The sequence below is a fragment of the Ponticaulis profundi genome (genome assembly GCF_042659465.1).
Lineage (GTDB): Bacteria > Pseudomonadota > Alphaproteobacteria > Caulobacterales > Hyphomonadaceae > Ponticaulis > Ponticaulis profundi.
Window position 1 is genome coordinate 245311 of record NZ_JBHSSW010000012.1, and the last position, 20354, is coordinate 265664.

19 protein-coding genes are annotated in these 20354 nt (G+C 55.7%); 10 read left to right on the forward strand and 9 right to left on the reverse strand.

Going from position 1 to position 20354, the window contains the following annotated elements:
- Positions 1-181: 181 nt before the first annotated feature.
- Positions 182-3010 (forward strand): TonB-dependent receptor domain-containing protein, encoded by a 2829-nt coding sequence (locus ACFQDM_RS10475; RefSeq protein ID WP_377378781.1) that lies wholly within the window; start codon positions 182-184, stop codon positions 3008-3010.
- A gap of 128 nt (positions 3011-3138) precedes the next feature.
- Complete coding sequence (locus ACFQDM_RS10480; RefSeq protein WP_377378783.1) at positions 3139-3963, forward strand: enoyl-CoA hydratase/isomerase family protein; 825 nt, start codon at positions 3139-3141, stop codon at positions 3961-3963.
- Here the strand turns inward: ACFQDM_RS10480 and ACFQDM_RS10485 are convergent.
- Together ACFQDM_RS10485 and ACFQDM_RS10490 are read right to left on the reverse strand one after the other, a co-directional pair.
- Entirely contained in the window at positions 3960-4241 is a 282-nt protein-coding gene (locus ACFQDM_RS10485; RefSeq protein ID WP_377378784.1) for a hypothetical protein, read from the reverse strand. The genes ACFQDM_RS10480 and ACFQDM_RS10485 overlap by 4 nt on opposite strands.
- Positions 4238-4591 (reverse strand): hypothetical protein, encoded by a 354-nt coding sequence (locus ACFQDM_RS10490; protein ID WP_377378786.1) that lies wholly within the window; start codon positions 4589-4591, stop codon positions 4238-4240. Before ACFQDM_RS10490 ends, ACFQDM_RS10485 begins: the two co-directional genes overlap by 4 nt.
- A gap of 144 nt (positions 4592-4735) precedes the next feature.
- On the opposite strand from ACFQDM_RS10490, the gene msrB reads away from it, so the two are divergent.
- Both msrB and ACFQDM_RS10500 read left to right on the forward strand, forming a co-directional pair.
- Positions 4736-5290, forward strand: coding sequence for a peptide-methionine (R)-S-oxide reductase MsrB (msrB, locus tag ACFQDM_RS10495; RefSeq protein ID WP_377378788.1), 555 nt, complete (start codon positions 4736-4738; stop codon positions 5288-5290).
- A 90-nt stretch (positions 5291-5380) separates the two neighbouring features.
- Positions 5381-6430, forward strand: a complete 1050-nt coding sequence (locus ACFQDM_RS10500; protein WP_377378790.1) for a type I restriction endonuclease — start codon at positions 5381-5383, stop codon at positions 6428-6430.
- On the opposite strand, the gene ACFQDM_RS10505 is transcribed toward ACFQDM_RS10500, so the two are convergent.
- Positions 6427-7110, reverse strand: a complete 684-nt coding sequence (locus ACFQDM_RS10505; protein WP_377378791.1) for a 2OG-Fe(II) oxygenase — start codon at positions 7108-7110, stop codon at positions 6427-6429. The two genes, ACFQDM_RS10500 and ACFQDM_RS10505, sit on opposite strands and share 4 nt — an antisense overlap.
- A 74-nt stretch (positions 7111-7184) precedes the next feature.
- Positions 7185-7475 carry a hypothetical protein gene (locus ACFQDM_RS10510; RefSeq protein ID WP_377378793.1) on the reverse strand — a complete coding sequence of 97 codons (291 nt, stop codon included), beginning with the start codon at positions 7473-7475 and terminating at the stop codon, positions 7185-7187.
- 143 nt (positions 7476-7618) lie between these two features.
- Between ACFQDM_RS10510 and ACFQDM_RS10515 the strand changes: the two genes are divergently transcribed.
- Positions 7619-8176 carry a GNAT family N-acetyltransferase gene (locus ACFQDM_RS10515; protein WP_377378795.1) on the forward strand — a complete coding sequence of 186 codons (558 nt, stop codon included), beginning with the start codon at positions 7619-7621 and terminating at the stop codon, positions 8174-8176.
- On the opposite strand, the gene ACFQDM_RS10520 is transcribed toward ACFQDM_RS10515, so the two are convergent.
- The 3 genes from ACFQDM_RS10520 to ACFQDM_RS10530 all read right to left on the reverse strand — a co-directional run bounded on the left by ACFQDM_RS10520 (position 8173) and on the right by ACFQDM_RS10530 (position 10202).
- Positions 8173-8493, reverse strand: a complete 321-nt coding sequence (locus tag ACFQDM_RS10520) for a hypothetical protein (protein WP_377378797.1) — start codon at positions 8491-8493, stop codon at positions 8173-8175. The genes ACFQDM_RS10515 and ACFQDM_RS10520 overlap by 4 nt on opposite strands.
- A gap of 89 nt (positions 8494-8582) precedes the next feature.
- Positions 8583-9530: a glutathione S-transferase family protein gene (locus tag ACFQDM_RS10525; RefSeq protein ID WP_377378799.1), complete on the reverse strand. Its 948-nt coding sequence runs from the start codon at positions 9528-9530 to the stop codon at positions 8583-8585.
- A gap of 84 nt (positions 9531-9614) precedes the next feature.
- Positions 9615-10202 (reverse strand): pyridoxamine 5'-phosphate oxidase family protein, encoded by a 588-nt coding sequence (locus tag ACFQDM_RS10530; protein ID WP_377378801.1) that lies wholly within the window; start codon positions 10200-10202, stop codon positions 9615-9617.
- A gap of 121 nt (positions 10203-10323) precedes the next feature.
- Between ACFQDM_RS10530 and ACFQDM_RS10535 the strand changes: the two genes are divergently transcribed.
- From ACFQDM_RS10535 to ACFQDM_RS10550, 4 genes are all read left to right on the forward strand, one after another.
- Positions 10324-11892, forward strand: a complete 1569-nt coding sequence (locus ACFQDM_RS10535) for a long-chain-fatty-acid--CoA ligase (protein ID WP_377378803.1) — start codon at positions 10324-10326, stop codon at positions 11890-11892.
- Between the two features lie 108 nt (positions 11893-12000).
- The gene (locus tag ACFQDM_RS10540; RefSeq protein ID WP_377378805.1) at positions 12001-13311 is read left to right on the forward strand and encodes an MFS transporter; all 1311 of its coding nucleotides are present in this window, start codon (positions 12001-12003) and stop codon (positions 13309-13311) included.
- Positions 13312-13479: 168 nt separating this feature from the next.
- Positions 13480-14145 (forward strand): OmpW/AlkL family protein, encoded by a 666-nt coding sequence (locus ACFQDM_RS10545; protein ID WP_377378807.1) that lies wholly within the window; start codon positions 13480-13482, stop codon positions 14143-14145.
- Positions 14146-14348: 203 nt separating this feature from the next.
- Positions 14349-16202 carry an AMP-binding protein gene (locus tag ACFQDM_RS10550; protein WP_377378808.1) on the forward strand — a complete coding sequence of 618 codons (1854 nt, stop codon included), beginning with the start codon at positions 14349-14351 and terminating at the stop codon, positions 16200-16202.
- A 71-nt stretch (positions 16203-16273) separates the two neighbouring features.
- Here ACFQDM_RS10550 and ACFQDM_RS10555 read toward each other — a convergent pair whose 3' ends face one another.
- Positions 16274-18520, reverse strand: coding sequence for a TonB-dependent receptor (locus ACFQDM_RS10555; protein ID WP_377378810.1), 2247 nt, complete (start codon positions 18518-18520; stop codon positions 16274-16276).
- Positions 18521-18867: 347 nt separating this feature from the next.
- Between ACFQDM_RS10555 and ACFQDM_RS10560 the strand changes: the two genes are divergently transcribed.
- Positions 18868-19746 carry a hypothetical protein gene (locus tag ACFQDM_RS10560; protein ID WP_377378812.1) on the forward strand — a complete coding sequence of 293 codons (879 nt, stop codon included), beginning with the start codon at positions 18868-18870 and terminating at the stop codon, positions 19744-19746.
- 8 nt (positions 19747-19754) lie between these two features.
- Here ACFQDM_RS10560 and ACFQDM_RS10565 read toward each other — a convergent pair whose 3' ends face one another.
- Positions 19755-20288 carry a disulfide bond formation protein B gene (locus tag ACFQDM_RS10565; protein ID WP_377378814.1) on the reverse strand — a complete coding sequence of 178 codons (534 nt, stop codon included), beginning with the start codon at positions 20286-20288 and terminating at the stop codon, positions 19755-19757.
- Positions 20289-20354: the final 66 nt, after the last annotated feature.

Here is a 20354-nt window from a genome sequence, read left to right on the forward strand (position 1 = left end):
AGTAGAGTGACGCGACGGAATGTAGAGGCGTGAAGTATAAAACGGCCGGGGTGGACGTAAGGGAAGGCTATGATGCAGTGCAATGTATTTTATCACTTTTCTGTCAAAATTCGCCGCCCTAAGCTTCTCCCTGACTCGGACAAAAATAAGCCGGGCATAACAATAAAATCGGGGAGAAACGATGAGCAAAACGAGCACATTCCTCTTAGGTGCGTCGTCTTTGGCTCTCTTGGCAAGCAGCCCTGCTGCTTTGGCCCAGGAGTCCGGAGACGAGCAACTTCGTCAATCAACTGTGGTGGTCACAGGCTCCTTTATCAAGGGCACGCCTGAGGACGCAGCGCTTCCGGTTGATACATTGTCTGCAGAAGATCTGCGGCTGGAAGGTAACCCAACCCTCACGGAACTGATCCGCAATCTGGGCGTGTCGTCCGGTGTGGATGGACAGACCAACCAGTTCGCATCGAACGGCCTGGAAGGCACGTCCAATATCAATCTTCGGGGCCTTGGCCCGGCTCGGACGCTGGTTCTGATCAATGGCAGACGCCAGACCTATTCACCTTATGCCATTGGTGAGCAGGCGCAGCTGTTTACGGATACAAACACCATCCCGTCAGCGGCCATTCAGCGGATCGAGGTTCTGAAAGACGGCGCGGCGGCCCTTTATGGTTCGGACGCGATTGCGGGCGTTGTGAACTTCATCACGCGTGACAATCTTGATGGCTTCGAAATTGGCGGCAGCTTCCAGACCTTTGAAGGGTCTGATGGTGAGTACGACATTTCCGCCGCTTACGGCCTTCAGCGTGAAAACTGGGGCTGGGTCACATCCTTCGGCTATCAGAAGCGTTCTGAAGTCTCGCTTCTGGAGAAGGACTGGGCTGTTCCAACTTATGCTGAAAACCCGGTCGGCGGCTGGTCTTCCCTGTCGAACCCGGGATATTTTGTGCCGCTGGGTTTTGACGGCACGGGCGTTGGGCCGATTGGCGGCGCTATCAGTGATTCAGGTTGTGAAGTGGTCGGTGGCACTGTCGATGGGACTTGCCAGTTCCAGTACACCAATTTCGACAATCTGATTGAAGAAGAAGAGCGCTATCAGGTCTTCACTGAGTTCAATTATGATTTCAGCAATGGCTCACAGCTTCACCTTGAAGGCCTGTATGCCATGACGGATGTGCCAAGCTGGAAAACATCGCCGGCCTATCCACCGCAGGTGCTGACCAATCAGGTTGTGCCAGCCAGCCACCCGGGCTTCCAGCAATATATGGCTGACAATCCGGGCGCGTTCCCGGCCGGTACGCTTGCTGCGCTCTATATTGGCCGATCCTTTGGCTGGGGCGGCTTCCCTGGCACGGGATATGGTCCGCAGGAAGGATCGCGCGAGTATAAGAGTTATCGTCTTGGTGGTGACTATACCGGTGAGTTTGAGAACAATGTCTCATACGATATCGGCCTGACATACTCGACGACCGAAGGTGAGCGCATCACCTATGATACCTATATTGCCGGTCTCAGCGCCGCGCTGAATGGCTTTGGAATCTGTGCTGACCCGATCACGGGCGCTGTGCCGACAGGCGCGGTTCCGGGGCAGGGCGGCTGCGAATACTATAACCCATTCTCCAACGCGATCCCGGCGGGTGCCATCAATGGCAATCCGAATCCGACCTTTGATCCGGCCTTGGAAAACAGTGCGGAACTCGCAGACTGGCTGACAGACCCAGTTGGTACGACCGTTACGACCAGCCTGCTGGTGTTTGACGCGGTCTTCTCTGGTCAGAGCTCGGTTCAGGCAGCTGGCGGTTCAATTGGCTGGGCGGCTGGTGCGCAGGTGCGCCGTGAAACCTTTGAAGTGGAGCCGAACGAGCTGACCGATCTGGATGTCAATCCAGGTCCGGGTGGCACAGGTCCGTTCTCCTTCCTTGCAGGAACGAATTCGGCTGATCGAGACCAGGAAATTTACGCGATCTTCGGTGAGCTGCAGATTCCGCTCTATGACAATCTCGATATTCAGGTTGCGGCCCGTTACGAGGATTATGGCGGTGAAGTCGGTTCGACCTTTGACCCGAAAGTCGCAGCCAAATGGCAGGTGAACGACATGTTCGCTCTGCGTGGTTCGGCACAGACATCCTTCCGTGGTCCGACGCTGAACCAGCTGGGCGGTGTTGCAACCACCCTGCAGTTTGTCGCGCCAACATCGGCCTTCAAGGCGGTTGATCAGTACGGCAACCCGGATCTCGATCCGGAAAGTGCGTTCAGCTACAATCTGGGTGCGATCTTCGAAAAAGACGGTTTCTTTGCATCGATTGACTATTTCAATTTCGACTTCTCTGATCCGATCATCGTGGAAGAGCAGTCCAATATCGTCGATGCAGCCATTGCCGCGCTCGCGGCGGGCGATACGGATGCAGATATCCTGAACCGCATCACCTTCCAGGACCCGGCTGCACCCGCCGCTTCCGGCATTGCACGCATTGAGACCAATGTTGTGAACGGCCCTGACATCAAGACCTCAGGCGTTGATCTCCGGATCGAGAAAACCTGGGATCAGACGAATGGCGGTTCCTTCATGATCGGTGCGGAATCGACTTATGTCATCGAGTATGATGTCGATCCGTACTTCATCGAAGGCGTGCCAATCGGTGGCGGTGATTATGTCGGCCAGTTCAACCGGTCGAACTTCACCCGGTCCATGCCACAGTGGAAAGCGAATATCTTCGCGAACTACGCTATCGGCATGCACAACTTCCGGGCCGTCATGCGCCATGTCGACAGCTATGACGACGAGCGCGGTGATCTGACCGGCGACGGAAATTCCGAAATCGACAGCATGAGCACGATGGACCTGTACTATAGTGCAGACCTGCCATGGGAGCTGGATCTCGGCCTGTCTGTCGTCAATGTGTTCGATGAAGAGCCGCCATTTGCGCAGTTCGACATCAACTATGATCCTTACACTCACAATCCATATGGCCGGACCTTCAAGGTCAGCCTGAAGAAGACCTTCTCCGGACTGTGAGGCAGAGTTCTCCCATAAAAAATGTCATGGATCTAACTGGCGGCCTTTCGGGGCCGCCTTTTCTTTTGCCTATCGCTAGGTCAGTGCTTTTATGAAGCGAAAAACAAGAATCTGAGAGGGAGATCATCATGGCAGAGACCAAGGCACCGGACTTTGAAACCTTAAAGGTGGAGCGCAAGGGCGCTGTAGAATGGCTGACACTGAACCGGCCGGATAATCTGAATGCGCTGAACCCAACCATGGTGGAAGAGCTGTATGCCTACTTCCTCGGTCTGCAGAAGCGTATTGATGTGCGGATCATCGTTCTCAAAGGTGCCGGACGGGCCTTCTGTGCGGGGCTCGATCTGAAGAAAAAAGGCGAGGCCGATGATGCCGGTGAAGGCAATAGCGTTCAGGCGGGTTTGAAGACACAGCGCGATATCGCCAATATCGTCATGGCGATGCGCAAGTGTCCGCAGCCAATCATTTCGCTCATTCAGGGACCTGCCTGTGGTGGTGGTTTCTCGCTCGCACTCGCGTCCGACATTCGGATTGCTGCCGACAATGCGCGCTTCAACTGTGCTTATATCCGTATCGGTCTTGGCGGCTGTGACATTGGTTCGAGCTATTTCCTGCCCCGCCTTGTCGGTGCGTCTCTCGCGACCGAGCTGATCCTGACCGGCAAGTTCATTTCTGCTGAACGGGCGCTGAACCTTGGCCTGGTGGCGCAGGTCGTTCCGGAAGATCAGCTGGAAGCGGCTGCGCAGGAAGATCTCGACCTGATGCTGACAACTTCGCCTCTGGGACTACGTCTGTCGAAAGAAGCGCTGAATATGAACATTGATGCGGGCGGTATGGAAGCGGCTATTGCGATGGAGGACCGCAACCAGATCCTCATTTCGCAGACGAGCGACTTCAAGGAAGGCGTTGCTGCCTTTCTGCAAAAGCGTCCGCCAAACTGGGGAGACGGCTAATCGTCTTCCGGTAATGCCCGCACCCAGTTCAGCGCCCCCTCATTCATGCCCTTGAATTTGGGGGCGTCTTTCAAGGGTGCCGCCATGAGTGCCTCTGGCTGAAACATGTGTTTGACGGCGTGATAGACTTTCGAGCGTGTTTCTGCGGAATGAATGAGCAAGAGATTCTCATTAAGCAGAAACCAGCTGCCAAGGTCAGACAGGGGCTGGCAGTCTTCGTCTGTCAGCGACGTGTCCAGCCAGATCAGGAAGAGTGTTCTGTCTGCGCCTGCCGTCATCTGGTTGGAGGCAGTGCGTGAGTCCTGCGGTGTTCGGGCGCGATTTCGGAGATAATGTCGCCCAGATCACGCGGAAGCGCGATTTGCTGATCAAGCGGTGAGAGCTGAGTCTGGTGATGACTGAGCGGAATGACCTGCAACCCTTCCGGCAGCAGATATGTGCGCAGCGCATTGTGGATGCGTGTCAGCGTCTGCTGGGATTGAATCAGCAGAATATTGCGTTCGATCAGAACCCATTTCCCGATATCGGACAGGGTTGAGATGTTCTCCGGCAAGGAGGGAGATCTCAGGATCGCAAGATATAGTCGCTCCAGTTTCTGCATATTTTCCTCGGTTCTGGCCTGGCGCATCCGCTCCCAATGGACGGGCCTCTAATTTCATCACTTCGGAATTAAGTCTCTGAACGTATTCATGGTTGCGAAGAAAAAGCAGCTCGCGCCATTTTCACGCAAAAATGAGTGGAAGAGAGACCGGTTTGGTACCAGTTCTCTATTATGAGACACACTGACTTTACCCCGTTCACCCGCCGCCGCCTCATGATGCTGATGCCTGTCGGCCTTGCTGTTGCTGCCTGTCAGGGGCAGGGGCGCTCAAACGATCAGGCTTATGCCGATGAGCCGGAGACGACCGGTGCTCTGCCGAAGATGCCAAACGGTGACATCGATTGGGCGGGCTTGAGTGAGGCGCAGTGGCGAGAGCGCTTGTCACCTACAGCGTTCAACGTGCTTCGCAAGGAAGACACAGAACGGCCTTTCACTTCTGCGCTGAATGAAGAAAACCGACCGGGCATCTATCATTGTGCAGGCTGCGATCTGCCGCTGTTCAGCAGCGAGACGAAGTACAAATCGGGCACGGGCTGGCCGAGCTTCTGGGATCATCTGGATGGCGCGTTCGAAACCAAGCCTGACCGCATGCTGTTTTACGTGCGTACAGAATATCACTGCGCCCGTTGTGGCGGGCATCAGGGGCATGTGTTCGGCGACGGGCCCGAGCCAACCGGCAAACGCTGGTGCAATAATGGTGTCGCGCTGACCTTTCGGCCTGCTTGAGGTATCACAATCTTCTTGATTGCCTATTGTGCAAAATGCGATTTCTGGATGTAATCTCTTTGCCGGTTTTTACAGGTAAGGGGTTCGGGAATGAGTTTCGAAGAAAAGCTGCTAGATTTATCTAAGTTATGCGAAGAGCAAAAAGCTCATTTGCTAACAGAGGAAGCGGTAAAAACATCGATTGTTTTGCGCATGTTTCAGTCGCTTGGCTTTGACCCCTTCAATCCGAGGGAAGTCATCCCGGAGTTCACAGCTGATGTGGGCATAAAAAAAGGCGAGAAGGTAGATTACGCAATCCGCATCGAGGGCAACGTCGCGATCCTGATTGAGTGCAAATCGCCGGATCAAGTTCTGAACTTGAAGCACGCATCGCAGCTCTATCGCTATTTTTCAGTGACTGATGCGCGATTTGCAGTCCTGACGAATGGCTTTGAGTGGCAGTTCTACACCGACCTAGATCAGTCCAATAAAATGGATCAAAAGCCGTTTTTGACATTTAAACTCGAAAGCATGGACGCAACAGCTGTTTCGGAGCTTTCGAAGTTTCAGAAAGATCAGTTTGACGAAGAAAAAATACTAAGTACCGCTGCGAATTTAAAATACGTTTCAGCTCTGAAATCAGTCATTCGCAAGGAAATAGAGACTCCATCTCCTGAACTTGTAACGCTATGGGGCCGGCACATTTATGAAGGCCGTTTCACAGCTCAAATTCAGGAGCAGTTTACCGCTCTTTTGAAGCGATCATTTTCCGAGGTACTTCGGGATAAAGTTAATGCCCGCTTATCAAACGCCCTGCAGCGAAACTATGAAGATGAGGTGCCATTGTCTGGCGAAGATCAGCAATCTGAAATTGAGACCACAGATGAAGAGATGGAAGGTTATCGGATTGTAGTCGCCATCGCGGCTAAAGTTGTAAATCCGGATCGTGTCTTCATTCGGGATCAAAAATCGTACTGTGGTGTGTTGCTGGACGATAACAATCGGAAGCCGATCGTGCGGCTTTGGTTTAATAGTAAGACCAAAAAATATGTGGGTCTCTTCGACAATGAGGCCGAAGAAAAGGTTTCAATCGACCAGCCCGCAGACATCTATAAATTTGCCGATCGCATTTGTGCCGCCCTAGAAACGTACGAATCCTAAGATGCGAGGTTGGACACCGGTGTGACAGCCTGCAGGCTTGGCGCGCCGAGACGGTCATTCAGTCGATACCAGCCAGCGATGGAGTAACGCGTCTTCTGCGTTGGCAAGACTTCGTGCGGAATGTCTTCAGACAGAAAGATCGTCATGGTGCCGGCATGAGGCGGAACGAGAAGGGTTGGCGGCGCGTCGTCAGGGGCTTGTTCGTCGAAAATGGCGAGTTCGCCGCCATCGGCTTCATCCCAGTCTTCGTTCAGATAGAGAACGGTTGAGAGAATGCGGTTCCGCGCGCCACGGAATGCATCGAGGTGGCGGGCATAGAAGCCGTCTTTCTCATAGGCGGCATAGTGCGCTTCAAACGAAAACAGGCCGAGAAAGAGTTCCCGGTTCAACAGAAGTCGCAGCGACTCCATTTCTGAGAGATACCAGGCTTGTGTCTCTGACTGCTCGCGCGACATCCAGCGTGTCTTGTCACGGCGGATCGACAGATCGACCTGGTGGTCGCCAATCCGTCCGACACCGGCACGTGCCAGTCGTTCATCCTGGTGATAGGCCTCGGCTTCCACGCGCAGCGCAGAGACGAGCGCAGGCGGTATGAAGCTGTGCGTGATCGCAACGCCGGTTGCGGCGAGCTCTGCGATCCAGTTCGGTGTGGCAATGTCAGAAAGTTGAACGGCTTGCATCTTCGTGAAACCAGAAAAAAGTCGCGCCTGATAGCATGACGACACGTGTTTCACCAGCGAAATTGATCTGACCGTTAATTGTCTGCGCCGCCCAGAAGATAGTCCGCCGGGTTTGAGGAACATGAGATCTGATCAGCACCCGCGCCGAAAGCTGCCGCCTCATTGCGGCGTGCTTCGCACGCGTCGAGCTCGGCCTGATATTGGGCATTCATGGCCAGTTGTGACGAACGGGCCGCTGCAATTTCGGCTCGCGTACACTTGCTGAGCTCGTCTGTGCCGATCTTGTCACGACAGGCTGTGAAAGCCTGATCGCGCGCAGATTGCGCGCCAGTTGTACAAGCCATGGCGCCCAGACTGAGTGCCATGATTGCAAATGTTCTGGGATGAATTGCCATTTTCGCTGCCAGTCTCTTCTCTCTTGATAGGAAGGTAATCAGCAGGCGCTAACTGGAGCAACTTACATCTGAGATAGATTGTGAACTCGTCAGCAGGGCGCTAGATCACCCGAATGACACAGGCACACTCTTCAAAAGAACTGATCATCGAACGTGCGGAATGGCAGGATGCCCCGGCGCTGGCAGAGCTTGGCGCGAAGACCTTTACGGACAAGTTCGGGCATTTGTATTCGGCAGAGAACCTCTCTCGCTTTCTGGCCGAAAGCCATTCACAAGCTGCGTATGAAGCGTTGCTGTCTGATGCGGACACAGCGCTGTGGGTGTCTCGAGACAGCGATGGCAAGCTTGCCGCTTATGCTGTCGCAGCCAGAGGAACAAGCCTGCCGATTGATGGTGACGCGTCAGGGGCGATGGAGATCAAACGCCTCTATGTCGATCAGACGTATCAGGGGGCAGGGCTCGGCCGTCAGCTTATGGATGTGATGCTGGCCTGGATCAGCGAAGCAGGCGACCGCCCGATCTATCTGAGTGTCTATAAATACAATGATGGTGCGCAGCGCTTCTATCAGCGCTACGGATTTTCCGAAGTGAAGGAAATCACGTTTCTGGTGGGTGACCATGTCGACCCGGAACTGCTCTATGGGCGTCCGGACTCTGCTGGCGACTTTTAGTCCTGACCGGTGGCGTAATCTTCGAAGTCGGTCGGACAGCTGTCGGTGTCCAGCGTGCTGCCAAGCGGATCAGCACTGGAGCGTGACGCCTGACAGGCCTCGACGCGCTGCTTATAGTCTTCACGGAAGTCTTTCACGGCATCTTCGGTCGCGCCCATTGTGCGCATGATGCAGACATTCATCTCTTCCTGATCCTGCTCACGGTTACAGGTGTTATAGGCCGCATCCATCTGCGTATTGGTTTCGGTCACGCAGGCGGCGAGCAGAGGGCTGGCCAGAAGAATGGTCAATCCGGTCGTGCGAAGATGGCGAAGCATGTGACGTTCCTGTGCTGCTCTTAAACGGGCTTTGCCTTCAAGCAACGCGGTCTTGCAGCACAGGTTCCGGTGGTGGCGGTTGCTTCCGCCTATAATTTGCGAACGAGGAAACCGGCCCGCGGGAAATGGATGTGAAGGTTGTCGAGTGCGTTCTTTACCTTCTGCAGCGTGATGCGATTTGGCCCCGCTGAGACGAGCTCTCCTTCCACCCAGTTCTGACCATAATCATCCGGCGCAACAGCGACGAGATCGCCGGGCAGCAGACCTTGTGGTTCGGTTCCGACACTCGCGGCAAGCAAGCGAGGCGCTGCGTGTTTTGCCAGTTCAAGCGCTGCGGAAGATTCGATGACGTCTGCGCGCTGGCCCTTGATGTCGCTGAGGCGGTCAAACCAGTCCTGTGTGCGCGGCGTCTCACGCAGGCATTCCTTTGCAAAGTCCGGGATGGCTGACATCGCGAACCAGATGTTCATATGGGCGTGCACGTCGGCCAGTCCGGGCTTGGAGCCGATGAGCCATTGGCCGTTTCCGGTGCTGCGTCCGGCTTCAAGGCGTTCCTCGACCCAGGAGAGGTGTGCGCGCCACTGGTCACGCATCATCGGAGCTGCAGCTTTCAGCGCTTCGGTATCAAATGGGCGGCCGCTCAGCTCCGTGCGGTCTTTCTTGAAGTCTTCGGGCACATTGTCACCGATCTCACCGAAGATCACTGCGACACTGGCATTGAACCATTGCCGGTCTGCCCAGGTGCCCATCATGGCGTGAACGCCCTCATGACCGCCATTGGTCAGAGATGGATTGGGAAAGCGGCGCTCGATCTCGCGAAGAATGAGAGCAGAATCACAAAACACATCTGCGCCGATCTGCATGACGGGCGTGCGTCGATAGCCGCCTGTCAGGGGCATGAGATCCGGCTTCGGCATGATGACCGGAATGTCCACCTTGCCCCAGGCAAGGTTCTTCAGACGCAGGGCCAGCCGGACCTTCTCGGAGAATGGAGAGGTGTCATATTGATGAAGCAGGATTGTCTGCGCAGTTGCCATGTTAAGTCGCCTCCCAGTTGTACTTTTCGACAGTGAAGACCGGAACAGGGGAGATTGGAAGACCCAATTTGACCTGACCACGCGTTAAGGTGTGATCCAGCGTCCTTCACACTTGCCATCGCGCCAGATCAGGCGGGCGCGCTTGTGGCCGTTTGCCGAGAGACTGAGCCAGTCTGCTTCGGTCAGTTCGATGTCGATGACTGCGAAATTCTCCGAACCGAAGGAATCATCCTGCAGGGCGTCTTCCGGGCTTGTGATCGCTGCGCCCGGTGGCAGGCGGCTCAGATAGTCGCCGCGTCCGAATTCCGGCAAGGCGTTCCAGCAGGCATTTGTGACGTCATCGCGGACGTGAAGTTTTGCGGTTCCGCTGGCGCGTAAATGCAGTTTCGCGCCCGGATCATAGAAAACGAGCTGAATATCGGGATTGGCCGAAAGCTCTGCAAATTTCGGGGATCGGGCGTCTGTGAAGACCCGAATTTGCGGGATGGTGCCGTCAAAATCCCGAACGATCATGACGCGTGCCTGCGGGGCTCCGTTCTGGTCGACACTGGCGACGGTTGGATAGCGCCAGGGATGAGATTTGTCGCTCGCGGCCCGGTGCAGCATTTCGATGATGTCATAGCGGACAGGCTCCAGTGAATTTTCCGGTGCAACGAAATGATCAACTGGCATGTCTGTTTCCCCCTCTGAACGTGCAGACCTCACAGAACAGACAGGTTTTACATTTTTCCCGCTTCAGGCATAGATCAGTGCAGAAATTCCGGAGAACACGGGAATCAGAGGGAGCGAATACATGGCCGGAGCGAAAGCACACGCGCATTTTGTCCAGATCACCCGGGAACAGGCGAAGCTGACACCAGACGGCATTGCGATGTGGTTTGAAGACCGCGAGACGACGTTTCACCAGTTGGATGAGCGTGCCAGTCAGATTGCCAACGGGCTGATCGATGCGGGTGTGACGCCAGGCGAACGTGTCGCTTTTCTCGGAAAGAACATGGATGTCTATTACGAGATCCTGTTTGGTGTGGTGAAGGCGCGCGGAGCGATGACCGGGGTCAATAACCGCCTCGCGCCGCCAGAAATCGCGTATGTCGTCAACGATTCAGAAGCGAGCGTTCTGTGCGTCAGTCGGGATTATTTCGACGCGGTCGATGCCATTCGCGCGGAATGTCCAAAGTTGAAAACCATTATCGCCATCGAGGGCGAACATCATGGCTGGCTGTCCTTTGAGAGCTGGCGAGATGCGCAATCGCCTGCCGACCCGATGCTCGACAATCAGGATGATGATGACGTCATCCAGCTTTATACCTCTGGTACGACCGGGTTTCCGAAAGGCGTTCAGCTCTCCAGCGCCAATTATCAGGCGTTCATGGAGCGCGCCTTCTCTCTGCCATGGGCGAAGTATGAAACTGGCGAGCGCGTGATGAATGCGATGCCGCTTTTCCACGTGGCCGGTGTCAATATTGGTGTGCTGGCCGTGGCGCAGGGCGCGCAGACGCTGATCCTGCGGGAAGTGGACCCGGTGCTCATCCTGAAGCTCGTGGAAGAGAAGAAGATCAATCATGCCTTCTGGGTGCCGGCGGTCATTTTGCTCCTGTCGCAGCAACCGAACTTTCGAGACGTCGATTTCTCGTCTCTGAAGCAGGTCTCCTATGGCGCATCCCCGATCGCCGAAGACCTGCTGAAAGAAGCCGTTGAGGTGATGGGGTGCGGCTTCACGCAGCTTTATGGCCTGACAGAGACGATTGGTGCGGGCACAAATCTGCCGAATGAAGGGCATGACATTTCCAAAGGCAAATTGCGTTCCTGCGGTGTGCCATGGCCGGGCGCGCTGGTTCGCACGGTCGATGAAAAGGGCGAGCCGACCGCAGCCGGAGAGGTTGGCGAGATCGTTATCAAGGCGCCGTTCGTTATGAAAGGGTATTGGAACAAGCCCGAAGCGACCGCTGATGCCATCCGGGATGGATGGTTCCATACCGGTGATGCGGGCTATTTCGACGAGGATGGCTATCTCTATATCCATGACCGCGTGAAAGACATGATCGTGTCCGGCGGCGAGAATGTGTATCCGGCCGAAGTCGAGAACGCGATCTTCAGTCACCCGGATGTGGCCGATGTTGCCGTGATCGGTATTCCATCGGAAAAATGGGGTGAAGAGGTCAAAGCCTTTGTGGTGAAAAAGCCGGGCGCTGATCCAGCACCGGACAGCATTATCGCTTTCGCACGAGAGCGGATTGCGGCCTACAAAGTCCCGAAATCCGTCGACTTTATTGATGCCCTGCCAAGAAACCCGTCAGGCAAGATTCTGCGCAAGGATCTGCGTGAACCATACTGGAAGGATCAGAAGCGTCGCGTCGGTTAGAGCGCGCGCCGAGGCATTTCATAAAAACCTGAAGTATGTGGCGTCTTTCGTTCATCCAAGCTAGGAAGCACAGCGTATAGCGCGTGGAAGACGACACAGGGGCTTGAAATGGGCGCAACGCCAGACTGGCTGAAGCCTGCGATGCAGGCGATCAATATTGATGACGAAGGCCGGGCCTGTAAGGATATACCTGAAGCGGCCTGTCGCCAGGAAGGCGGAAATGTCCTTCGTCATGTTGCGTCGCTCTCATTGTCGAAAAGTGCAGACGGGCTGGTTGATCCAAAGCTGGTGCTTAGCTGGCTGCTGACCACACTGGGTGCGCCGGCGCTGTTTATTGGCATGCTGGTGCCCATTCGCGAGGCTGGTGCCTTGCTGCCGCAATTGTTCACCGCCGGATTTCTTCGCTCGATTCCACAACGCAAATGGGTGTGGTCGGTCGGAGCTGCATGTCAGGGCTTGTCGGCGATCGCAATCGCTCTGTCAGGATTGTTTCTGGAGGGGCGGGCTGCGGGCTTGGCGGTTCTGGGCGCTCTGGCGGTTCTGGCGCTGGCACGCAGTGTCTGTTCGGTCTGTTATAAGGACGTTCTTGGAAAGACCGTCGACAAATCGAAGCGCGGGCAGACGACTGGTCTGGCTGGCTCTCTCTCGGCTGTCGTTGTCATTATCTATGCGTTGTTATTGTCCTTCGGGCTTCTGGAGCGCATGACCCTTGTGATCTCGGGCCTGTTTCTGGCGGGCGCAGCCTGGCTGTTGGGCAGTCTGATCTTTACGGGTCTGAAAGAAGAGCCTGGAGCCACCGAAGGCGGAAAGAACGCCTTCAATGAAGCGATGAAAAATGTGTCGCTGCTTGGCACAGAGGCGCAACTTCGGCGATTTATCATTGTCCGTGCGCTGTTGACCGCGACGGCTTTGGCACCGCCCTTCATGGTCAGTGCAGCCAGCCAGCAAGGGCAGGGCGCGTTTGAAGCGCTCGGCTTTCTGGTGCTCGCATCTGCCAGCGCAAGTCTGATCAGCAGTTATGTCTGGGGCTGGCTCTCTGACCGGTCCAGCCGGAAAGTTTTGATCTTTTCAGGGCTCGTGGCGGCCGTGGCTCTGGTCATTACGCTTGTGCTCATGGAGATAGACGGGCTGGGGAATCTCTTCGCTTTGCCGCTGATTCTCTTCATTCTGATGATTGCTTATCAGGGCGTGCGCCTCGGGCGGTCCACACATCTGGTGGATATGGCTGACAAGGAAACACGTGCGGCGTTTACCGCGCTTTCGAACACGGTGATTGGAATCATTCTGCTTTTTGGCGGATTGTTTGGCGTGCTGGCTGAGACGCTTGGTCTTGTCTGGGTGCTCGGCCTGATGGCCGTCATGTGTGTGCTCGCAGCCTTTATCGGGCTGGGGCTGGACGAGGTCCAGGAAAACGCCTGAGTTTTCGACTCAAAAAAAACCTTACTCTTTCTAATGCCTTAATGAAAAAGGCAAGTATAACAATTGACTGAGCGACAGCATGTCGCGCGTCAAAACACGCACTATGAGTAGGGGCAAAAGAGGTGCACATAGGGCTCATCAACAAATCGCGCAGACGGAGAGCGCAAAATGTCTAAGTCCAAATATGTTTTCTTTGCCCTTGCAGCAGCAATGATGGGTACAACTGCTCTGGCTCAGGAAAATCCATGGCAGGTTCGCGGTCGTGTGCTGGGTGTGTACCCAAGTGAAAGCGGTGACCTCAGCGTTGCTGGCGCGCCACTCGGCGGCAATGTCGATATCGACGCGGGTTATGTTCCTGAGCTCGACATCACTTACTTCTTCTCAGACAAGATCGCTGCAGAGCTAATCCTTGGCGTGACACCACACGATGTGACAGCAACCAATGTCGCAGCTGTAAACGGTGCGAATGTCGACCTCGGTGACGTAACACTTCTGCCGCCAACTCTGACACTGCAGTATCACTTCAAGAACGACTCCAAGTTCACGCCATACATCGGTGCTGGCCTGAACTACACACTGTTCTTCGATGAGAATGCCGGTCCGGTCGCAGATGATATCGACTATGACGCAAGCTTTGGCGGCGCGCTGCAGGCTGGTCTGGATGTCGACCTTGATGGTGAGCCAGGCGGCTGGCTGTTCAACGTCGATGTCAAGAAAATCTGGATCAACACCGATGTGACGGTCGACTTCACAACCGCACTTGGTGCGACTGTGAAAGCAGACGTCGACATCAACCCAACTGTCGTTGGCGTTGGCTTCGGTTACAAGTTCTAAGTTGAGCCTCCCCCAGGCGTAGTGACTGGGTCACAAGGAAAAATACCTATTTATTTTGATAGGTGACCCATATGGGGCGGAAGTTTCCGCCCCTTTTTTTATGTTTTTTCTGTAATTGACGTAGCGTTACTTGCGGTTGAGCATCTTGGCCATTCCCTGCATTTGTATATGATCAATAAAAACGAAAATCAGGGAGGTTATACATGGCCGACGGACAAGTTCTGCCGCCGTTCAGGAAGCTCGCGCAGAAGCAGCCTGACATTGAAATGCGTCGTACCGATGAGGGTGTGATCTATCTCACGCCGCGTCAGACGCCGGGCGATCGCCCGAAAACCATTCCACATTGCCTCGCTGAACGTGCGCAGGAGCATCCGGATCGTCCTTTCATCCGGGAACGCAATCCGAAAACCGATGCGTGGGAAGGCCTCACCTATGGCGAAGCCCAGCAGGTGACCGACAGCCTTGCTCAGGCCTTTCTGAATATGGGAGCCGGCCCGGATGCGCCGGTCATGATTCTGTCCGGCAACAGCGTTCGTTCCGCCATGGTCATTCTGGCGGCTCAGAAGATCGGGGCGCCTGCTGCGCCGATTTCGGTGCCGTATTCGCTGATGTCGACGGATTTCGACAAGCTGAAGCATTGCTTTGGGGCTGTGAAGCCAGCTGTGATTTTCGTTGAGCAGTATGAGCCGTTCAAGCCAGCGCTTGCGGCGCTCGAACTCGGCGACTGCAAGGTGTTCACGGCGGAAGAGACCTCTGACGATGTGCTCGCCTATGACGATCTGGCGAAAACGCCTGCGACAGATGCCGTGACCAAAGCCATGGACACGCTCACCGACGACAGCATTGGTAAATATCTCTTCACGTCCGGATCAACCGGCATGCCAAAGCCTGTGCCGCAGACACAGGGTGCGATGTGTTCGATGATTGCAGGTCAGGAAGGTCTGCGTGATGACGCCCGGGACCCGGACCATGATCCGGATGCGATTCCGCAAGCGCTCGACTGGCTGCCATGGAACCATATTTCCGGCTCCAATGTGAACTTTAACGGCATGCTCTGGGCGGGCGGTACCTTCTGGATTGATGGCGGCAAGCCGACACCGGCGCTTTTCCATGTGACCCTGAAGAATCTGAAAGAGGTCTCTCCGCACAGCTTCGGGACGGCGCCAATTGCCTTGTCCATGCTGGCCGAAGCGATGGAAGAAGACGAAGAGCTTCTGAACGCCTTCTTCAAGAATGTGCGCGCGGTTGGCTATGGTGGTGCGACCCTGTCGGACGATCTGTACGACCGGATTCAGGATCTGGCGATCAAGGCGACCGGCAAGCGTATTCCGATCGTCACCATGTATGGCGCTACCGAAACGCAGGGCATCACGGTCGTTCACTGGGAAGCCGAACGGGTTGGCCTGATCGGCCTGCCTCTGCCTGGCATGACGATCAAGCTAGTGCCGGTTGGTGCCAAGCTGGAAGTGCGCGTCAAAGGCCCGTCGGTTATGCCGGGTTATCTGAACATGCCGTCGAAGAATGCAGAAGTCTTTGATGAAGAAGGCTTTTACTGTCTGGGTGATGCGGCGATCATGGTCGATGAAAACGACCCGAACAAAGGCATTATCTTTGATGGCCGTGTCGGCGAGGACTTCAAACTGTCCTCTGGGACCTGGGTCAGCGTCGGTACGCTGCGTCCGGATTTCAATGCCGCGCTCTCGCCGCTCGTGTTTGACAGCGTGATCTGCGGTCAGGACAAGAACTATATCGGCGCATTGATCTGGCCGTCTCCGGCAACGATGGAGCACATGATCAAGGACAAGGGCAGCCCGGAAGCGGCCATGATGGCGCTTTATGGCGAACTTGAGAAAAAGGCGAAGGCCTTTAACGCCGCTGAGCCGGGATCTTCTCGTCGGATCAAGCGGATCAAGGTTCTGACCGAGCCGCCGAGCATTGATGCGGGCGAGATCACGGACAAAGGCTATGTGAACCAGCGCGCCACGCAGGATCACCGTGCCAAGGATGTGGCTGACCTGTTCACAGATCCGGCGCCGCAGGGTGTTCTGGTGCTGTAGCCAGCCGCTACATCTGAACTAAAAAAGCCCGCTCGATTGAGCGGGCTTTTCTGTTGGATCGGATGGTCCGATCAGTTTTTCCAGCTGACCTCGACGCCGACAATGCGCGGCTCGTTGACGAAACCTGTCAGGTTGTTGAAGTCGATGCCGCCTTCGAGGACTTCTTCGTCCAGAATGTTGCGAGCAAAAAGGGCTGCTTCATAGCCGCGATCGGATTTGTAGCCGAGACGCAGGCCGCCTTCCCAGTATCCCTCCTGGCTGTATTCGATGGACTCATAGAGGAAGAAATTGGTCTCGCCCTTGAAGGCCCAGTCGGTGTAGGCGAACAGCTCGCCGCCCGGTACAGGCACGGCATAGCGTGCGGTGACGTTTGCAATCCATTCCGGCGCGTTCGGGAACGCGTTTCCGGAAATGTTGTATCCGAGGAAGTTGCCGTCATCGTCATAAACTTCCGGGTCCAGAACCGTACAAGGCGCACCGCAGCCAGGGGCGACCAGAAGGTCATCCTTGATTTCGGTGTGGTTGTAGGAAAGGCCCGCCGTCAGGAACAGGTTCTCAATCGGTGCCGCTTCAACATCGGCTTCGAAGCCGTAACCTTCGCCTTCATCTGCGTTGAACAGGGCAACCGTGTTGTTCAGGCCGCCGACGATTGTCAGCTGTTGATCGCTGAGCGTGTAGTAGAAGGCGCTGAGGTTTGTCCGTACGCGGTTGTCGAAGAATTCCGACTTCAGACCGGCTTCATAAGACAGAACCGTTTCGGAGTCGGCCTCAGACACGGTATCGCCAAACACGAGGCGTCCCTGAATGCTTGGGCCGCGGAAGCCTTTTGCAATCCGGGCATAGAGATTCATATCATCGGTATAGGCGTAGGTCGCAGAGACGTCCCAACTGACCTGATCATCGCCAGTCGAACCGGAAATCGGGCCAAGCGGGCCAGCGCCCGATGGGCTGAGGAGGCGAGCGACCGTGAAGTCCTTGTTTTCATCGGTAAAGCGCGCGCCGCCTGAGACGGTCAGTTGTTCCGTCAGATCATAAGACAGAGAGCCAAAAAGCGCGAAGGACTGCGTTTCACCCTCGCGTGTGGCAAGGCCGTCCAGTGGTTTTGCCGGGTCGAAAGTCGCATGGCTGACGGATGTGATGGACACATCTTCGTCGAACAGGAAGACACCTGTCTGACCGCGAACCTTGCCACCATTGTCGAAGGCGAGGCGCAATTCGTGCGTTGTCTGGGTGAGGTCGTCGACGGTGCCGCCGGTTTCGGAATTAAACGGAATGAAGCCCGGTCCGAAATATCCCATGAAAGAAGCGCCATAGCCGCCATCAATGTCGCCAACCGAGTCGACATTCGCTGTCTCGCGACCGAAGACATAGGTCAGGTCCAGGCTGTCTGTGAGCGACTTGTTCATCGTCAGCGTGACACCCCAGGCTTCCTGATAGAGGCGGTTCAGGCCGTCGAAATAGACCGTGTCGCGATCAAAGTTCGAACCGAGACCCTGCTGGCCCTGATCAATGATGTTGGCGCGGAAGAGGCGGGCGCTCGATTTGTTGGTGCGACCGTGAATGTTCAGAAGCGCCGAGAAGTCATTGTCGAACGGCGTGAAGAGCAGTTGGACGCGCCCTGCATACTCCTGGAAACCTTCATAAGCGTCATCAATGCCAAGATAGGCGTTGTCGACATAGTCATCCCGATATTGGTAGAGGCCGGACACACGAACAGCCAGAGCTTCATCAACGCGGCCGCCGACAGCGCCTTCGGCTTCAACCGTGTTGTATGTGCCGTATGACAGGCTGGTATAGGCATCCAGCTCATCGGTTGGCTTCTTGGAGTCAAACTTGATGATGCCGCCCGGCGTGTTGCGACCGAACAGTGTGCCTTGCGGGCCGCGCAGCACTTCAATGTCTTCGAGGTCGAAAACCGGGTAACCCTTGAGGATCGGGTTTTCGTACGGAACGTCGTCATAAACGAGGGAGACCGGCTGAGACGCGTTCAGATCGAAATCGGTGTTGCCGATGCCGCGAATGTAGAAACGTGGAAAGGCGCGCCCGAATGAGCTTTCCGCAATAACGCTTGGCACGCGCGCTGAGAGAAAGCGGATGTCTGCACCGCCAGACGAAATGACATCGAGCTTTTCACCGGCAATATTCGTGACGGAAACCGGCACGTCCTGCAGGCTTTCTTCTACGCGCTGCGCGCTGACGGTCACAGTGTCGAGGCGGGCTTCAGCTTCTGTTTCTTGCGCGAAGGCTGAAGTGGCGTTCAGGCTTACGAGCGCGAGGCCGACAGATGTCGACGCGAGGAGATGTTTGACTAAGCGCATGCGTTCCGTCCGATGTTGAAGAGTTCGATCTGGTGAAAAGCCCTCAGGCTATATGTCCACATTGCGATGAGGGGCCGCGGTATTCCCGTGTCCGCGTGGCTTTCTCTTTTCTCAAGTAGAGGTTCTATTCAAGCCAGAATGAAGTGTTCGGGTTAAAATGAGACAGTTTCGTCACAATGCGTGTCGCGTTGGCCACATGGGTGCATTAAATTCGTTCAATTGGAGAGATTGGCGGCGGTTTGCGTTGCATCAAAGAAACAATCCGCGTCCTAAAACGCTGAAGCCTGTCAGCGAGATATCTGACCATTCCGGAAAATGGTATCACAAGTGGCAGTGAGGAGGGGATCATGTTTCGGACAGAGACGCAGAGGCTTTTGCCGGTTTGCTTCAGTCTGGCAGTACTGATGGCGGCTTGTTCTGACGGAGCGAGCATGACCGATGTGTCCGAGGTTCCAGCTGCGACCGAGACAGACGCAACCGACCTGTTGATCGAGCCGCCTCAAGGCTCCGAATTGGAAGCAGAGCCTCTGGAGCTGGAGGAGCCGGAAACGCTGCCGGAAGCCGTCGCCCGTGACATTGATTTCTGGAATCTCCCTTTGCCCTTGCTGGCAAGCGGAAGTGAACCCTTCTGGACGGCTGAGGTTGATCGCCAGTGGATTGTCTTTGAACGTCCGGGGCTGCCGCTCATTGAAGTGCCGATCGAAGCGTTTGAAAATAGCGACGAACAGGTCACGCTGACATCAGGTGATTTGACGGTCTCCCTGACACGGTCGGCTTGTGTGAGTGCCAGCGGTTCGGAAAATCCACTGTCGATGACGATCGCCTATGAGGAGATCGACTATCAGGGCTGTGCCGGTCCATCAGATTCTGAAGGCGCTCATGTTGGCGAAGATGCAGACTGGAAGCCGCTGATCATCAGTTCCCTGACAGCGATTGATGCCTGTCTTGAGGCAGCTGTCGAGCCAAGGCTGGTGCGCGCGCTTTATCCGCGCGAGCCTGGCACCATCGGTATGGTGCTTGAGGATGAGATTGGTCAGCTTGAAGAATGCGGCGCGGACCTGCAAACCGGCGAGTTGTATTTCCTTGATCCGATCAGTCAGCAACAGGCGCAGGCCTGGATATCCGGACCGGCCAGTTTTGCGCGGGCGGGGCATAGCCCTGTCTGTGAAGGTGGCTCAGTCCTGGAGAATGGCATCGGCTCTTACCACCCGTCCGGCTGCAAATAGCGAAACGGTCAGTCGATTGTTGAGTCGAGTTCGGCATCCTCGAAGGCCCGTTTTGCAGCCAGAATGCTGAGCGCGCCGAACAGCAGGGACGCCAGCGTGTTGTAACCTGCCATGGAAATGCCGAACAGACGCCAGGCCGCTTCCGAGCAGGATACGGTCGCAAAGGCGCGATCGAGATCCATGCCAGCTGCGCTGCCGGCCAGCGAGTCTCCCAGTCCGCCCGAACACGCCGTTGGGCCCGGCCAGAATTTCCATTCAACACCTGCATGATAGCCCGCAATGACTGCGCTGGTGATGAATACCAGTGCGAGCAGGACGTTCACCGTTATCAGCAGACGTGGACTCGGTTTCAGGCGGATTACGCCATAGCCGATCGCGCCGAGGATCAGTGCAGCCCAGTAGACTTCACGCTGGCGCAGACAGAGCGGGCAGGGAGCAAGCAGCAGGAAATGCTCAAACGCATGCGCTGTTGCCAGCATGGCTGCGGCAATCGCGAGCGCAACGATTGGCCAGAAGGATGGTTTGAGCAGGGTTTTCAACATGGGCGGGGACACTGACAGAGGAAGGCAGTTTTGACACTGCGACGTGTTCGCACATTCTTGCACGTC

Coding starts and splice junctions, on each gene's coding strand:
- ACFQDM_RS10510 (WP_377378793.1), bottom strand. CDS start 7,475: ATGGCACTCAGTCTGGGCGCCATGGCTTGTACAACTGGCGCGCAATCT.
- ACFQDM_RS10550 (WP_377378808.1), top strand. CDS start 14,349: ATGGCCGACGGACAAGTTCTGCCGCCGTTCAGGAAGCTCGCGCAGAAG.
- ACFQDM_RS10525 (WP_377378799.1), bottom strand. CDS start 9,530: ATGGCAACTGCGCAGACAATCCTGCTTCATCAATATGACACCTCTCCA.
- ACFQDM_RS10545 (WP_377378807.1), top strand. CDS start 13,480: ATGTCTAAGTCCAAATATGTTTTCTTTGCCCTTGCAGCAGCAATGATG.
- ACFQDM_RS10535 (WP_377378803.1), top strand. CDS start 10,324: ATGGCCGGAGCGAAAGCACACGCGCATTTTGTCCAGATCACCCGGGAA.
- ACFQDM_RS10490 (WP_377378786.1), bottom strand. CDS start 4,591: ATGCGCCAGGCCAGAACCGAGGAAAATATGCAGAAACTGGAGCGACTA.
- ACFQDM_RS10500 (WP_377378790.1), top strand. CDS start 5,381: ATGAGTTTCGAAGAAAAGCTGCTAGATTTATCTAAGTTATGCGAAGAG.
- ACFQDM_RS10480 (WP_377378783.1), top strand. CDS start 3,139: ATGGCAGAGACCAAGGCACCGGACTTTGAAACCTTAAAGGTGGAGCGC.
- ACFQDM_RS10520 (WP_377378797.1), bottom strand. CDS start 8,493: ATGCTTCGCCATCTTCGCACGACCGGATTGACCATTCTTCTGGCCAGC.
- ACFQDM_RS10515 (WP_377378795.1), top strand. CDS start 7,619: ATGACACAGGCACACTCTTCAAAAGAACTGATCATCGAACGTGCGGAA.
- ACFQDM_RS10505 (WP_377378791.1), bottom strand. CDS start 7,110: ATGCAAGCCGTTCAACTTTCTGACATTGCCACACCGAACTGGATCGCA.
- ACFQDM_RS10540 (WP_377378805.1), top strand. CDS start 12,001: ATGGGCGCAACGCCAGACTGGCTGAAGCCTGCGATGCAGGCGATCAAT.
- ACFQDM_RS10530 (WP_377378801.1), bottom strand. CDS start 10,202: ATGCCAGTTGATCATTTCGTTGCACCGGAAAATTCACTGGAGCCTGTC.
- ACFQDM_RS10475 (WP_377378781.1), top strand. CDS start 182: ATGAGCAAAACGAGCACATTCCTCTTAGGTGCGTCGTCTTTGGCTCTC.
- ACFQDM_RS10555 (WP_377378810.1), bottom strand. CDS start 18,520: ATGCGCTTAGTCAAACATCTCCTCGCGTCGACATCTGTCGGCCTCGCG.
- ACFQDM_RS10565 (WP_377378814.1), bottom strand. CDS start 20,288: ATGTTGAAAACCCTGCTCAAACCATCCTTCTGGCCAATCGTTGCGCTC.
- msrB (WP_377378788.1), top strand. CDS start 4,736: ATGAGACACACTGACTTTACCCCGTTCACCCGCCGCCGCCTCATGATG.
- ACFQDM_RS10560 (WP_377378812.1), top strand. CDS start 18,868: ATGTTTCGGACAGAGACGCAGAGGCTTTTGCCGGTTTGCTTCAGTCTG.
- ACFQDM_RS10485 (WP_377378784.1), bottom strand. CDS start 4,241: ATGACGGCAGGCGCAGACAGAACACTCTTCCTGATCTGGCTGGACACG.